This is a genomic window from Mangrovibacterium sp., assembly GCF_059905295.1.
The window spans coordinates 1-16,669 of the sequence record NZ_JBZQJF010000243.1 but is presented as its reverse complement, the minus strand read 5'-3'; the positions used below and the strand labels follow the sequence as shown (position 1 = coordinate 16,669).

General features: G+C 42.0%; 9 protein-coding genes. All 9 read right to left on the bottom strand.

Annotated elements, in window-relative coordinates:
• Positions 1-50: 50 nt before the first annotated feature.
• A complete protein-coding gene (locus AC37HE_RS12715) occupies positions 51-2,663 on the bottom strand; it encodes an alpha-L-arabinofuranosidase family protein (protein WP_500783222.1) in 2,613 nt (870 codons plus the stop codon).
• A 20-nt stretch (positions 2,664-2,683) separates the two neighbouring features.
• Entirely contained in the window at positions 2,684-4,048 is a 1,365-nt protein-coding gene (locus tag AC37HE_RS12710; protein WP_500783221.1) for a glycoside hydrolase family 27 protein, read from the bottom strand.
• 412 nt (positions 4,049-4,460) lie between these two features.
• Entirely contained in the window at positions 4,461-6,416 is a 1,956-nt protein-coding gene (locus AC37HE_RS12705; protein WP_500783220.1) for a glycoside hydrolase family 127 protein, read from the bottom strand.
• 178 nt (positions 6,417-6,594) lie between these two features.
• Positions 6,595-8,232: a RagB/SusD family nutrient uptake outer membrane protein gene (locus AC37HE_RS12700; protein WP_500783219.1), complete on the bottom strand. Its 1,638-nt coding sequence runs from the start codon at positions 8,230-8,232 to the stop codon at positions 6,595-6,597.
• Positions 8,233-8,252: 20 nt separating this feature from the next.
• Entirely contained in the window at positions 8,253-11,465 is a 3,213-nt protein-coding gene (locus AC37HE_RS12695) for a TonB-dependent receptor (protein ID WP_500783218.1), read from the bottom strand.
• 174 nt (positions 11,466-11,639) lie between these two features.
• Positions 11,640-12,674, bottom strand: a complete 1,035-nt coding sequence (locus AC37HE_RS12690) for a FecR family protein (RefSeq protein ID WP_500783217.1) — start codon at positions 12,672-12,674, stop codon at positions 11,640-11,642.
• 122 nt (positions 12,675-12,796) lie between these two features.
• Positions 12,797-13,363, bottom strand: a complete 567-nt coding sequence (locus AC37HE_RS12685) for an RNA polymerase sigma-70 factor (RefSeq protein ID WP_500783216.1) — start codon at positions 13,361-13,363, stop codon at positions 12,797-12,799.
• A gap of 180 nt (positions 13,364-13,543) precedes the next feature.
• Complete coding sequence (locus tag AC37HE_RS12680; RefSeq protein ID WP_500783215.1) at positions 13,544-15,094, bottom strand: RagB/SusD family nutrient uptake outer membrane protein; 1,551 nt, start codon at positions 15,092-15,094, stop codon at positions 13,544-13,546.
• A gap of 12 nt (positions 15,095-15,106) precedes the next feature.
• Positions 15,107-16,669 (bottom strand): SusC/RagA family TonB-linked outer membrane protein (locus tag AC37HE_RS12675; protein ID WP_500783214.1); only part of this gene is annotated, 1,563 nt, incomplete at its 5' end.

Genomic DNA, 16,669 nt, shown 5'->3' with positions numbered 1-16,669 from the left:
GCAAAAGCCGATCAAAAGATATTTCGCTTTTTGTAGAACCGCCATTATTGTTATTTCTTTTTAGTTTGTTGATCGACCGCTTTCATCCGAATAACAGAGAAAGAATAAGCCGGCAAGCTGTATTCAAACGTCGAAGAAACTGAGATGGTCTTAGTTTCCGGCTTAACATGTTGGTCGGTGACCTTGCCCTCGAGAATAGTCAAGGTAGCATCACTTGTAACAATCGGAAGATCTGCCAAATTGATTTTCGAATTCACGGCTACCGGTAACAAGTTTGCCAGTTTCAGAATATAATCGCCTGTTTTACTGTCACGAACGAGCGAAGTAACCACTCGCTTTTTCACGTCCGGTGCATTATCGCTCAAGTTTAGCTGCGAAGCAATGTATTCTTCTCCCGAATTCTGTCCAAACATTTTTTGTACGTAGTAATCCGGTGTCAGGAACACCTTGGTATTGTTAAAATAAATCAGATCGGGATTCCATTGCGTGTGACCATGTTTAGCCAACAACGGAGCGAACGAGGTCATATGAACCACATCGGCATTACGTTCCACATTAATCAGATGAAGAGCATCGCACAACGCCGTTTCCGTGGTGAGCTTTCGTCCGGGAATATGTGTCGCGTATTCACCTAAATAAACTTTCGGTTTTGAGCGGTCGTAACGATCGTAATAATCCTGGTTATTCAGGTACCAGCCGGGAGGTTGGTAGTAGTGCTCATCCACCAGCGGCACATGCAGTTTAGAAGCAATCTCCCAACCCACACGATAATCGGTTCCTTCCGAGAAAGGACCAACTGTTCCAATCACGGTGATTTCCGGGTGCTTTTCCTTAATGGCATTGAAGATCATGGTGAAACGCTCTTCGAAAATATCAGTAATCAAGTCTTCATTTCCAATACCGATGTATTTCAGGTTGAATGGTTCCGGATGACCTGCCTCAGCACGTAGTTTACCCCACTTGGTATTTTTGTCGCCATTGGCCCATTCAATCAGATCAAGGATATCCTGCACATATTGACCCATATCGCACATCGGGATACCACCTTGCTGTCCATAACCGCCTGTCGACGAGTTCTGACAAGGCACACCGGCTGCAATAACCGGTAACGGCTGGGCACCAATATCTTCGCAAAACTGAAAATATTCGTAGTAACCAAGCCCCATCGATTGGTGGTAGTTCCAAATATTGCGGTCACCCTTGCGGGTTTCCAGTGGACCGATGGTGTTTTTCCATCGGTAAATATTATCGAGTCCGTCGCCATGCGAAACACAACCACCGGGGAAACGCACAAAACGCGGATGCAAATCAGCAATCGTCTGTGCCAAATCGGGACGCAACCCATTTTTGCGACCTTTAAATGTTTTCTCCGGGAAAAGCGAAACCATATCCAACGCTACTTTCCCTATAAACTGAGGAACAACCTGCAAGCGTGCCTTATCCATCGTCTGTTTAGCAGTCACGGTCAAAGTCAACTTTTTCCAATCTCCACTAACTGACTTGCTTGTTCCCTCTGCAATTGCCTTTCCATTTTCGTCAACCAAGCGGATCAACAACTTACCTTTGGCTCCATCCAATCCTTTCGCAAATACGGAGAAGTCGTATTTATCTCCTGCTTTCAAGGCAATACCGTCGAACCCTTCATTTTGAAGCGCATCACCAATCTTCGCAATGGATAAAACAGCGTAGTGTTTTTGATTTGGGTGAACCGGAGCCACTGTATCAATCGTAAAACTTCCCTCATCTCCGACGAACGACCAGGCATAGGAACTGTTCCAATCCTGATTTCTGTTTTTGGTGTCGGCCGGTGTATATTCGAAACCCCGGTTTTGAACCAATTCTGCGTATAAACCACCATCGGCAGCGTAGTTGATATCTTCAAAGAAAACACCAATCAGCATATCGCTAATCGCTTTACTATTATCAGGAATTGCTGTGATCTCAGCATCGAGTGGTTTTAGGTTCGCATAGTGAGTCGAATCATCGGTCAAACGCTCGGCACGTTGCTCTTCATGATACTTGCTCAATTCGTAAAATTGAATGGCCCCCTGGATTAGCGACCAAGGGACTTTAGCAACGACTCCCAACTGTTTTTCACCATCGATCATCACTTCTTCCCGTGCATTCAGCCGGTCGCTTTCACTTCCTTCAACGGTTTCGGTATAATGCTTAAAATCAGTTGTCGTCGTTTTAAAAACCTGCTTTTCACCGTTCTGATCACTCAGCCAGGTAATCAAATAATTTTTATCAGCCTGCTGATAAGAAACCTCCGGCAACACGACATTGCCTTTAGTCATCACCTCTGGGTACGACTGAGGTTCCCAGGTATATAAATCCTTGGTCTCGGCATGTGCAAGCTGACCAACCGTTTCATTCAAACTCCAGATCTCGTGCCAGGTTCCTTTTTGATCCTGAAACAAGAAAGGCGTAATCATTCGCTTTTGCGATCCCCAGGTTCCGAAGTCACAAAACAGGAAACGGAATTCCGGGCCTATGCTATGCCAGTTCTTTTTATCGACACTCCAGGCGTAGTGCAAACCGTTTTTGCCATGATTCTTCACCGTCGAGTAGGAAAAGACATAGGCAGAATCGGGTTCGTTGGCCTTTACCTGCGGCCCTATAAGAATGGCAATAAATAAGAAAATGACTGCTTGTAATTTCATAATTGTATGGTAGTAATAATTTAGTAGACAAGTTTATAAAGTGCACTGGCATGCGGTGCAAGCTCAACACTGTACTCACCTGAAATCTGACCGGAATCTTCTCCTGTCCAAAGGTTCACCAAACCACAATCACTGATGTATCCGAGCTTCGTCAAATCCACGGTGATCGTTTGCGGGTCATCGGCAATATTAAATAGTGCCAGGTATTTATCGCCATTATTGGGGTGTTCCGACACAATAGCAACCTTACCGTCTTCATTGAATAACTGGTGCACATTGGTGCTTTCTGCATGCATTTTCAGCACTTCCTTATTGGTTAAAAGGGAAAGCGTAAAATCGTCGTTACTTGGCAGATCTCCGCCAAACATCAAGGGAGATTTAAAGATGGTAAATAAAGTCATCAGTGAGTATTGTTCATCTTTGGTCAAACGAGTCATACGATCTTCACCTCGCTCACCACGAATAGAAATACGTCCCAGCGGGATCATATCGCAATCGGGCCAGGTTCCGGGAGCAATATAGGGGTACCATTTCTGGCAAACATCAATCAGATGGGTGAAGTGATGCCAGGTGTCCCAAACATCGTCAACCATGCGCCACATATTCGCGTGTTCCCGGATATGGTCAGCATCTTCAATCGGCGTTTCTCCCGGTGATGTACTCAGTACAATCGGGCGGCCACACTGATCAATGGCATTGCGAATCAGCTCGATCTCTCCTTTATGATAGGGACGCGACAAGTCATCAACTTTCACAAAGTCAACTCCCCAGTCGGCATACATGTCGAAAATCGAATTGTAATATTCCTGCGCTCCGGGCTTGTCAGCAACAATCGTGTAATTGTCGCGCAACCATTTACATTGCTGCTCAGTGGAATAAATCTGATAAGCCGTAATACCATCGGTTCCGAGAATCGGCATTTTCTTTTCCACAGCCACTTTCGGGATTCCACGCATAATGTGGATACCGAATTTCAGCCCTTTGCTGTGGATGTAATCAGCCAAAGCTTTAAAGCCCTTCCCTCCAGCGGCTGATGGGAAACGATTAACAGCCGGTTGGTAACGTCCGTATTCATCAATCACATAACGTGGGTCAGTTTGATTGTAGCCACCGGCTTTATCATTCTCTACAAACCAGCGAATATCAACCACGATGTATTCCCAGCCGTAGTCCTTCAGCTTCTCAGCCATATAATCGGCATTTGACTTTACTTCCTTTTCCTCAACGGTAGGTCCGTAACAATCCCAACTATTCCAGCCCATCGGCGGGGTTTGTGCCCAGGTTTTAAATTCTCCTTTTGCAAAAGGTGCTGGTTTCTTCTTCGATTGACAGGACGTCAAATAACTCATCAGAAAAACAGCAAGAAGGAAATTCAGAAATCTCATTTTATTGGTGTGTTTAAGTTTAAAAATCAGTGCCTTTTATTTTTAAAGGTAAAAAGTACGTTTTTTCTTGAAATTGTACAATTTTCATGATTAGTACAAAACTCATACCGCCTGAAAAATAGAAAAATAAAGCACTGTATATGTGAACATTAAAGCTCCATCTTAAAAATCAACCAAAGTGCTTATTTAGGTAATTTCTAAACTCTGTTTAGACGATTCCAACGGCTTTCAGAATGGTATCAGACACAAGAAGATCGGGTACTCCAACCAACATAAGGCTGTCAAAAGAAAAGACGTAATACATGACTGTTCCCCCTAATTGTTTTTACAATACGTACTGAAAAATAAAAACGGCTGCCCCTGTTCAACAAAGGACAGCCGTTCCTACACCATTCGCAAAGGAAGATTATATCTATTCTTCGGTCAACCAAACCTTCATCTTATTGGCTCCCCGGTTATCCCAGACATAGTAGGGAATTGCAGTGAACGCTTTTCCTTTGACATCTGAAGCGGTAATTAATTCGACACCGCCCAACAATTCAGGTTCAAATGAATTATCGAAAGCTGTTTCCGGAGTCACACCAATCTTATCAACATCAGCATTATCTGCTCCCTCAACGCAATAGACAATCGGCCCGCGCTCTAACGCAACTAAACCTTGGTCGGCCTCAACCAACTCATTTGCTTTCACTTTACGAATTTCCATAGGAAGGCTGTACTCTATTACATCACCCTTTTCCCACTTACGGGTTAATGTTGCATAGCCGTTTTCCTGAACATACTCAACAGCTTTACCATTCACTTTCAACAAAACAGGCAGCTGATTGGCACCTTCATAGGCATACAAGTCGGAAGGCACCGGTTTGTTCTGAGCCCATCCAGGAATGCGAATGCAGACCGTAAACTCCTGCTCTGCTTCCGGAGATACCTGCAACTCAACATCACCACTCCACGGATAATCAGTTTTCTGACTTAACGCGACGTTAGTACCTGCAACATGAATATCAGTGGCACTTTGAATGAACAGATTCACAAAAACTTTATCCTGGTTCTGAGCATAAATATAACCAGGTACTGAAGGCATAAACCGGCAAAGGTTTGTCGGGCAGCAAGAACAATCGAACCAGGGCTCGCGAGTCAAGCTTCCACCCGAATTAAAATGATACTCCATATCACACGCAAGCGGATTGGGATAGAAAAAGGTTTTACCATCGAGCCCCACGCCCGAAATAACGCCATTGTAGAGGCTACGTTCCAGCACGTCGATATACTTGGAATCGCCATGAAGCAAGAACATGCGATAGTTCCAATACACATTTGCTATAGCTGCACAGGTTTCGTTATAAGCTGTCAGATTGGGCAACTCATAATTATCACCGAAAGCCTCCCCTTCGTGACGGGAACCAATGCCACCTGTCAAATACATTTTTTTCGACACAATGTTATTCCAAATCTTATCCACAGCTGCCCGGTAAGCGGCATCGTCATACAAAGCAGCCACATCAGTCATTCCGGCATACATATAAGCCGCCCGCACAGCATGACCTACGGCCTCATCCTGTTGCAAAACCGGTTTATGATCCTGCGTATAAGGTCCCTTAATTTCACGGCGGGTACTGTCTCCACGAACATCCAGAAAATGGCGGGCCAGTTTCAGGTATTCTTCCTTGTGTGTAATCAGGTATAATTTGATTAAGCCGGTTTCCACAATCTGGTGTCCCGGAACCTCATTTGGAAGTTTGTTATTGAAAACATCGACCAACAAATCAGCATTTCTGGTTGCAATATCCAGAAAATTGGTCTTTCCGGTAGCGTGATAATGGGCTGCTGCAGCCTCAAATAGGTGGCCGCTGTTGTACAACTCGTGGCTGCACTCCAAATGTTGCCAGCGTGAACCAGCCGGGCACCATTCCCACCGGACGAAAGTGGTATCAATGGTTTTATAAGTGGTTAGATAACCATCCTTTTCCTGTCCAATTGCAATAAGTGAGATCACGGAATCGACATACTGATCTAATTTCGGGTCAGGCGTCGTGGTCATCGAATAGGACGCTCCTTCTATAATTTTGTACACATCCGTATCGTCAAATGGCATTTCTCCTTTGACCGGGCCTTCCATTTTTCCTCCGGCAATGAGGAAATTATCCATACGTCCCATTTCTTCACATTTAGCAAATGAAGCTGGAATGGTAACAGTTCGGTTTGTTTCAATCTTAGGGGCCCAAAAATTGTCACTCAGGTGAACTTCGTTGAACGGAATTCCCTGGATGGCATAATCGGGTGCTGACTCAACATTCTCTTTCGTCTTTGGCTGACAAGCCACAATTAGTGCAAAGACCACGAATGCGAGGAATTTCATTTTTTTCATTGTATCAGGCTTTTTATTGTTCTTCTAAGTTAGGAAATACTACGTTTTCTATATTTCAACGATCCAAGAACACGAGCGAAGGAAGAACCTTCTCTCACATAAACGTTTTAAATGTCCAATTTTAAAGTAAAAGTGGAGAACAACGACGTTGATCTCCACTATACGATATAAATCTAACTTAATAACCTGGGTTCTGTTGCAGGTTTGTATTTGTTTCCATCCGACCACGAGGGATCGGGTAAATTGAGCGATAGGAACCATTAGGCGAATGTGCAAAGAACGATTTGGTTGTGTAAACACCAAAACGAATCATATCCTGGCGACGACGTCCTTCCTGGTTAAACTCCCACCCCAACTCATCCAAAAACCGTCCATATTGAATATCACTACCACCTTCTTCTGTTTCGGCACTTTCAGTTCTTAGTCCGTAATCGTACACACTTCCTCCCATCAATTCATCACCGGTTACGGTTGCTTTTTCAGGAGCGCTTTTAAATGCTCTTTCACGCACTTGTGTTACAATCTCAGCAGCTCCATCTGCATCTCCGGTGCGAAGCATGCACTCTGCCTTCATCATCAATACATCAGTGTAACGGAACAATGGATAGTCATTATTCAGAATATTGGATGATCCCAGGGCAATTTCAAATTTCTCGAAACGATAACCATGAATCTCTTCAGAATGGCTGATATCAGGAACTTCATTAACTAAAATCAAGGGATCGCCAACTAAATTACCCATTGTACAAAGCAATGCCTCACCCGAGGATGAGTATTGTTGTCCCATCATAAAATTATCGGTTAAACGGCTATCATCCGGATCAAAGGTGTCGATAAACTGTGGAATTGCACACATTCCTCCCCATGGCGTTTGTTTTAAGTTATACTTGGCTTGCATAGACGGTTGACACGTTTGCATATGAATATCAAACTGGTTCCAGCCGGTTGTATACTGATCATCAATTGCTAAACCGAATATAATTTCAGCCGAATTTTGATTCTCCGTTACAAAAACACTTTTTTGATTGGCTTCCATGACATAGCCTGCACCTGAATTGATAATCTGATTACATGCATCAATACAGTCGCTCCAGTGAGCTGTTCCGGTATACACCTCAGCATTCAGGTACATTTTCGCCAGTAGTGTTAAAGCAGCCCATTTATTAAATCGTCCGTAGGTTGCCTGACTTCTTTCTTCACTTAAATATGGCAGACTTTCTGTAATTTCTTTTATAATGAAATCATAAACTTCAGTCCGTGTATTTTGCTCGGGCAGATAACCTTCCTCAACATCGAAATCAGTTACAATTGGTACATTGCCATACAAATCACAAAGAACATAGTAATAACTGGCCCTCAAAGCTCTCAACTCAGCAATCGTCGAATTATAAACATCCTCATCCGTTATGGGTACAAAACCCGTTTCAACCTGGTAAATAATCCGGTTACAAGTGGCAATACCATAATAAGTCCGGTCCCATGTTTGATAAACAACATCCTCGTCGACGGTCCAGGTATGTTCGTGAATGCGGCGATATATTCCACCGTCAACCCAACCGTTCGGACGCGCAGGAATTACGATTTCGTCAGCACCAACTTCGTTGGCTCGCCAATAGCCGTTCCAAAACAAGAGCAATTCTCTCCACGAACCATAAGCATTACCTATAATTGCAGGGATATCACTTTCTGTAGGTTCAAATTGGTCTGCTAAAAATTCGTTATAACTGGTATCGTACAGCTTAGTACAACTTGTTAAAACAGTTACAAGCGAGATTAACAGGACCCCCAATGATTTTTTATATTTATGAGTATTCATGTCAAACTAGTATTTAAAGTTTAGAAAGTTAAATTCACACCTAATGTAAACGTTCTGGTCGTCGGATATTTATCGCGACCATCATTACCCGGAGATAATCCCCCAGAATAAACTTCCGGATCAATTCCCTTATAACCGGTGATTACAAAAGTGTTTAACGTTGAGGCATAGATGCGGGCTTTCTGAATATACTTACTCAGATTATGCATCGTATAACCGAGCGTGATATTATCAATCTTCCAATAATCTCCATTTTCAATGTAGTAGGAGTTATATTCCAGATCCATATCAGTACTCAAAACAGCCTTACCAAATACTTTATCGTAAGCAGATTTTAAACGATTGTATTGTACTGTTTTGGTGTTCTCTAAATACATGCGTTCAAAGTTCAGGATTTGAAAATCGAAAGCGCCACGCATAGTGATTGACAAATCGAAGTCCTTGTATTGGAAGGTATTATTCCAGCTACCGATATATTTAGGAATACCGTTGCCTAAAACTTTCTTATTCTCAAACGAGTGATCAAAATCATCATAATTAACGGCATTTCCATCAGCATCCTCATAAATCCATTTGCCTGCATCATCTACTCCAATCACTTTAAAACCATAGAAGTTTCCGATCTTACCACCGATATCGACGCGGTGCGTAAATGTTTGAATTGGCTCCCCTGTAGCTCCAGTCGTGAAATAATCACTTGTAGCTTGATATAACTCATTCGAAAGAGTTATCAGTTTATTGCTATTGGTAGAAAACGTTACATTGGTATTCCAAGTAAAGTCTTTACTCTGTACCGGCACTGCATTGATCAGGATCTCCAAACCTTTATTTTCCATCTTTCCTGCATTGGCACGAGTGGTAGTCACCAAGTTTGGAGGAGTAGGTACTGCATAGTCGTACAACAAGCCATCAATTTTACGTTTGTACAAATCGATACTTCCTGAAAGACGATTTTTTAACATCGCAAAATCAACACCGATATTGGTTTCTTTCTTTTCTTCCCATCTCAGGTATGGATTTGGATTACGGCCTGGTGTCAAAGTTTGAATCCAGGTTCCGTTGTTATAGAAAGGGCTACTGTATACCAAGGTTGCAACACCTAAAAACAAATCACTTGGCTGAGTACCTGTAACACCATAACCGGCACGCAATTTTAAATCGTTAAACAAGGTCACATTCTTCATGAATGATTCTTCAGTTAAACGCCAGCCGACAGATACTGCAGGAAAAGTTCCCCAAGGATCTTTGGTTCCATACAACTGGCTTGCTGCTTCGTGACGCACACTACCCATCAACAGGTAACGGTTCTTGTAGTTATAATTAAAACGCCCGAAGAAGCCGATCAGGTTTGTTTTGGTTTTACTACTTCCAATTCCCCAAACGGTACTTCCTTCCTTGATACCAACACCTAAACCAATATTATTATAGCCAAACTGGTCGGTTTGAAAATCGTTGTTATTTACATAGAAGCTACGACCGACAAAATCCTGCCAGCTATAACCACCTAAAACCGTAAAGTTGTGATCGCCGAAACTCTTTTTATATTCTGCAGTCAGGTCCACAAGCTTTTCAGCATTTTCTGTAGCATTATCCGTGGCATAGCCATTAACACCTGCCCTCACCGTTGAAATGTGATTTTTTGTTTCATAATACCCATAAGTACTATTCCACTTTGAATAGGACATCAGGGCTTTCACATTTAAACCCTGAACTGGTTTCAATGTCACAGTAGCTGAAAGACGGTTTAAGTTGGTACTCGTTTGACCATCTGACTCTTCAATACGCGCCAAGGGGTTATCGTAGTTAAAAGCTCCGGGTTGCTCTACCCAAACACCATTTTCGTCCTTAACCGGTGAGGTTGGATTATAAATTACAGCCTGACGATAGGTATAACCATTGAATCCATTGAGTTTTTCAGTTCGGGAAAGAATACCGAGATTAAAGTTTAAAACATCATTAAACATGGAATGATTCACATCAGCCCTTGCTGTTAATCTTTTTGTGTATGATTTTTTGAAGATACCATCAACATCCCGGTAGTTAATTGTAGCGATATAGTTGGTTTTTGAATTTCCCCCTCTAAAGCTCAGGTTATGCACATGATTGATGGGCGTTTGTGTAATCTCATCCAACCAATTGGTATTTGCGCCTAAATCGTCAGATGATGCACGGGTACCTGCTGCAATTTGATCGCGGTAATCCTGGGCAGTCAACATATCCAGCTTATTGGCAATGGTTTGTGTACTTACATAACCACTATACTCCACAACGCTTCTGTCGCCGGCACCTGCACGCTTAGTCGTAATAAGGATGACCCCATTAGTACCGCGTGTTCCGTAAATGGCCGCAGCAGAACCATCTTTCAATACATCTACCGACTCGATATCTTCAGGAGCAACAGTGCTCAAATCACTTGGAACACCATCAACCAGAATCAACGGGTTTGAGCTTGTTCCGAATAAGGTTGTATTACCCCTAAGGCTAATCGAAGTACCTGCAGTAGGGTCGCCACTTGTTGTGTTCAGTGATAAACCAGCCACTTTACCTTGAATTAACTGACCGGCATCCTGCACACTCCCAGCGTTGAAATCTTCTGATTTTACAGTTCCTACAGAACTGGTCACATCAGCCTTTTTTATTGTTCCATAACCAATAGCCACAACTTCTTCCAACCCGACAGTTTCTTCTTCCATAGCAATAGAAATGGTCTTCTGCCCGGCAACGGGAACTTCAACGGCCTTCATCCCTACAAAAGAGAACAATAATATGGCGTCGGAGCTTACATTCTTCAATGTATACTTTCCTTCAAAATCAGTTATCGTTCCAACAGTCGTTCCTTTTATCACGACCGTTACCCCTGGAAGGCCTTCGCCATTTTGGTCGGTAACAACACCAGAAACATCTTGTTCTTTTTGCTGTGTTTCGACCGGAACATCATTAGAAAGAATGATTTGTCTTTCTACGATTTCATATTTAATATCAGTGCCTGTAAACAGCTCGTCCAACACATTTTCGATACTATTGTCGGGAACGTTCAGTGAGACTTTCTTTTCGACATCGACAAAGCGACTGTTATAAAGAAAATAGTAATCGGTTTCATCTTCGATTGTGTTTAATACTTGCTTGATACTCTGGTTTTCAATTTTCAGAGAGAGCCGCGTCCCCTGCGAATAAGAGTTAACTGCAAAACCCTGAGCAACAAACACCAAGATTGCCAGTAATGTTAGTTTCATAGTTAAAAGGTACTTGTTCTTCCAGAGAATAATACCCCTGGAAGCAATTAGAAACTGCTTTTTTTTCATAAGTTTGTCTTGTTTTAATTTAACAAATCAGTTTTAAGCCGACAGGCTTAGCGACTAAGGGGAGATGGGCCAACATTTCCCCTTTCTGCGATAAAGCCTTTTACATTATTTAGAACTTTTGGTTATAATTATTTTTTGCTTCTCATAGATTCCGTTTTGTTGTTTCTCACCAGGCACGATATAATAGTCAAATGGAGAAGTTCTCTTCAACAGATCCAACACTTGAGTTATTGTTTCGTGCTTAAACGTTCCTGTGAATATGTAATTATTGATTTCCTGGTTTTCGATGGTAATATCTACATTGTACCAGCGTTCAAGGGTTCGAGCCACCTGCGCCATTGGGTCGTCTCTAAAAATCAGGAGCCCGTCAATCCATCCAATATATTGGTCAACATTAACCTCCTGCATCTGAATTCTCCCTTCCGTTCTTTTAAAAACCGCCCGTTCTCCCGGTTTCATTTCTGCCAGTGTCTTGTAATTACTTTCGTTTTCCTCTATCAGATTAACTTTTCCTTCAGCTAGAACAACCTCTGTTTTATCCTCACCAGCATAATTCATCACATTGAACCTGGTTCCTTTCACTTCAATACCTATCTTACCTGCATCGACTATGAAAGGATGTGACGCATCCTTTACAACATTGAAAAAAGCTTCGCCCTTAAGGATTACGCGACGTTCGTTACCGGAAAAAATTGAGGGATATTCAATCTTTGTATCTGAATTCAGAAAAACAGAAGTTCCATCCGGCAATTGCAATTGAGACTTGACGCCGGAAGGCGTTTGACAGGCCTGCCAAACTATTTGATCTGATGAATTACGATCGTAATAAAAATAAATACTTGCCAAAAGCAAAGGCAACACCAGAATTGCAGCTACCCGCTGCCAGTAGAAACTTAAACTCCGAACAGGTTTCTCCTTGCTTATCCTTTCATCTAATTTTTGCAAGGCCGCTGTGGAGTTATAATGCTTCATCTCGGTGAGCAGATTTATTGAGCGATATACCTTTTCCGATTCTTGAAAAATCTGAAGATTCTCTTCCGAAGCGTTTTTCCACTCTTCAACCGCAACGCAATCCTCCTTGCTCAATGATCCGGAAAAATACTCCGGCAACAAATCAATGTATTCTTTCTTGCTATCCATGCGTGTTCAGTTAGGCTGATCAAATAGACCTTTCTTTGACCTTATCACTAATGTGACAGTTCAAGTCTTCGAAACACATATACAAAAACAAAAAAAAAAATGATTTTTTTTGAGAAATTGATTTACTTGATGATGTACAGCAGCAGAGCTAAAGGTAAGTAGTCTTTCAATTCAATGCGAAGTTGCTTTAATGCATTGCTTATTTGTAATTCAACTGTTCGTTTCGAAATTCCCAAATCAACAGCAATACCCGCATTATCTTTTCCTTCAAAACGACTCAAAACAAAGATCTCGCGACATCGGGGAGGTAACTTTTGAATAGCCTTGTCAATTAACTCAGCCAATTCAGGCTCGGCAAACTCCCAGTTCTGCATTCGGCTTTCCCGTTCATTCTTTTCGCTGATGTATTTACCGTAATCCTCTTTTACCTTTAAGTGCTTCAAATGATTAAGTGCCTGGTTTTTCACCGACGCAAAAAAATACGATTTAAGAGAAGTTGAGATTTCCAGTTCCTTTGTACTGACCCAGATTTTAAAAAAGAAGTCCTGAACCAAATCCTCCGCAACGGCTCTATTATCTACCATCGGATATACAAAAGCACACAGACCGGAATAGTAATAATTGAATACAAAGTCGAAAACAACCTTGTTCTTTTTGTTGAGTTCCACGATGAGATACTTATCTTCCAATTCTGAATTAAATTTTTGTTTGATTAGAGTTACGCAAGTTAAAAGAAAAAAACAAGTACCAAATTCATTTTTTGACAGCCGGCCATGAATCTGCGACTATCGAACATTCCCTATTAACAGAGCAAAGAGAGGGGAACAAATTGAATTTGTTCCCCTCTCTTCTTTATTTTGATTTTAAAATTAATAACCCGGATTCTGTGGGAGTAAGTTCTCGTTGATATCGATATCGGCCTGAGGAATTGGCCACAACCATCCTTTTTCTGCATTAAATGTCCTCGGTGCAATTTTTATTTGCGAGAACACCCATTTTGCCGGATCAGTTGGATCTGACAACTTCGATTTATCGTAGCCATACACATCATGCACTAACGATTCATCTTTCCAACGCAGCATATCGCCATAACGCGTACCTTCCATACAGAATTCAACTCTTCTCTCATGCCGTACAATTTGACGGAGTTCAGTTTGACTAAGTCCGGTACCTTCAACCGACTCGACAGAAGGCATACCTACTCTGGCACGAACCTCATCAATCAAATCGTAAATCTCCTGATCGGTACTTCCGGATTCAATCAGTGCTTCTGCCCTCATCAGACATACATCTGCATAACGCATGAGAATGGTATTCAGCGTACTGATATTTACATCGGCCACACCATACTCTGCATATTTTCTCGGTTTAGCGCCACAAGGATATTCAGCATAACTAGCCGGAATAAAAGTAGCGTCACCATATTTGGTGCCAGGCAAGACCACTGTAGCATCCAACCGTGGATCCCTATTGGTAAAAGGATCCTGATCATCATAGCCTGATGCGGCATCGGTAATTGGCAATCCATTGGTCATGTAATAGGAGTTGATCATATCCGCAGTAATATTCGATGTTTGCCAGGTACCCAAAACAAACGGCTCTGCTGGCCAAGGCTGAGTTTGTGATGTCGTATACTGAATGTCGAAAATAACCTCTTCATTATCTTCATTCGCTTCAGTGAAAAGATTGGCGTAATCAGGGAAATAATCATAAACCCCAAGATCGATAACTTGCTTCGCAACACTTGCTGCTTCAGTCCAATTTTCGTTATAAAGTAAAATTTTAGCTTTGTACGCCAACGCTGCTCCTTTCGTAGCACGCCCCGGAACTGAATAAGAAGTAGGAAGAACAGCTATAGCATCATCAAAATCACTCAAAATCTGCGTAAAAACATCGCTTTTAGGATCTCTCGACACATAAGCATCCTCAAGTGTTTGAACGGTGGTTATCAGGGGAACATCACCAAAGAAAGTAATCAAGTCAGAATAAGCGTAAGCCCTCAAAAACTTTGCTTCAGCAACCATTTGCGATTTTGTATCGTCACTTACCGGTGCTGTTTCAACATTCTGCATAAACTCGTTTGCGCGGGCAATAATGGAATAATCCAGTGTCCACTTAGCATTCGGTGCCCAACTTGTTGAGTTTGTACTCCAGGAACCAACTTCATTCGAGCCTTGCCAGGCAGCCTGGCAATAGCCATTATCGGCCATAAATTCAAACTGATAAAAGTGTGTCGGTGTAGCATTCGGTTGAATTGCATTATACACCCCCATGAGTGCCATCATGCACTGTGTTTCATTTTGAAAGAAGGTTGCAGGAGAAAGCGCGTCCTTCGGTGTTTTATCCAGAAGATCTTCTGAACAGCCAAATAAAACAGATGAAACAAAAAATATGGTAATGATTCTATTTAGAATTTTCATAATCCTGATCTTTTAAAAGTTAACATTTAAACCAACAGTCATTACACGAACCTGAGGAAATGCCTCAGCCCTGGTTTGATCAACGTTTTGCTCAGGATCAAAACCTTTATAATTCGTAATGGTGAAAGCGTTCTGTATACTTCCATAAACGCGTACGGAACCAAGTCCTACTTTAGATACAATCCTTGGATTGATCGTGTAACCTAATTCAATATTTTTCAAACGTAAATAAGATGCATTCTCCATGTAGAAAGATGAATGAACATTTGTTCTTGTTTCATCTAAAACAACCCGAGGCATTTTGTTCGTTGGATTTTCGGGAGTCCACCGATCTTTCCACCATGAACCCAGGTTTGCAACACCGCTAAACGGCGTGGCAATTTCGTAATAAAAATAACCATCAATACCAGCGACACCCTGGAAGAATGCGCTAAAATCGAACTGTTTCCATGCCAAACTTAAATTCAAGGAATAGGTTAAATCGGGATACTGTTTACCGATTACCTTCCGGTCATTGTTCGGATCTACAACACCATCTCCGTTAAGGTCTTTAAATTTGACATCACCCGGTTGTGCACTATAATTAGTGACTGAAACCACACCTGGCTTTAAGGTGTAGGTACTTCCGTCATAATCAAAATCAGATAATTGGTAGATTCCATCCATCTCATAACCGTAGAATGAGTTGATAGCATACCCCACAATTTTAGCTTTTGGTGAGGCTATGTCTTCCGGATACATCTTGGTAATTTTATTGACGATATGAGATGCGTTAAACGTAGCACGGAATTTCAGATCATTGGCAAATGTTTTCCGATAAGTAAAAGAAGCTTCAACCCCTTTATTTTGGACCTCACCGTTGTTGACGTAAGGTGCATTTTTCGCCATCGTTAACGGGATTCCCTGTGGCCACAGCAAATCTTTCGTTTTCTTATCAAAATAATCGGCAGTCATTTCAAAGCCATTCGCCAAAGTCAAGTCAACACCAAAGTTCAATTGTTGGGAGGTCTCCCAGGTTAACTCTTTATTCGTCAGGTCTTGTACTGCAACACCCGAATATAAGCTACCGCCCAATGAATAATTCACACCTGACCGCAGAATATCGCTGGCAGTATATAAACGACCGTTACCAATATTTTCATTTCCAAGTCGGCCCCAGGATGCCCTCAGTTTCAGAGAATTTAACCAGCCGCTAAGGTTCTCCATAAAACTTTCTTTCGAGATGATCCAACCAGCTGAAAAAGAAGGGAATGTTCCCCACTGGTTTCCTTTTGCAAATCGGGAAGAAGCGTCTCGTCGGATGTTTGCTTCAAACAAATACTTTTCATCGTAAATGTAGTTGATCCGTCCAAAATAAGATCGCAAGCCTAAGTCATAGCTCCCCGCGTTATTGGTCTGGGTGGCAGCATCACCAAGCGAAAGAACGCGTTGGTCGTTGTTAACAAAATTTCTGCGATAGCCATCCTGCCAATCATAGGTAAATTCTTCTTCTGAATAACCAGCCAATAAGTTTAAATTATGCTTACCAAATGTTTTATCATATTTCAGCAAAGTCGTCAACATCGTTTGAACATC

Excerpts from the sequence above, each read along its gene's own strand:
- AC37HE_RS12715 (WP_500783222.1), bottom strand. The coding sequence starts at position 2,663 with ATGAAATTACAAGCAGTCATTTTCTTATTTATTGCCATTCTTATAGGG.
- AC37HE_RS12710 (WP_500783221.1), bottom strand. The coding sequence starts at position 4,048 with ATGAGATTTCTGAATTTCCTTCTTGCTGTTTTTCTGATGAGTTATTTG.
- AC37HE_RS12705 (WP_500783220.1), bottom strand. The coding sequence starts at position 6,416 with ATGAAAAAAATGAAATTCCTCGCATTCGTGGTCTTTGCACTAATTGTG.
- AC37HE_RS12700 (WP_500783219.1), bottom strand. The coding sequence starts at position 8,232 with ATGAATACTCATAAATATAAAAAATCATTGGGGGTCCTGTTAATCTCG.
- AC37HE_RS12695 (WP_500783218.1), bottom strand. The coding sequence starts at position 11,465 with ATGAAACTAACATTACTGGCAATCTTGGTGTTTGTTGCTCAGGGTTTT.
- AC37HE_RS12690 (WP_500783217.1), bottom strand. The coding sequence starts at position 12,674 with ATGGATAGCAAGAAAGAATACATTGATTTGTTGCCGGAGTATTTTTCC.
- AC37HE_RS12680 (WP_500783215.1), bottom strand. The coding sequence starts at position 15,094 with ATGAAAATTCTAAATAGAATCATTACCATATTTTTTGTTTCATCTGTT.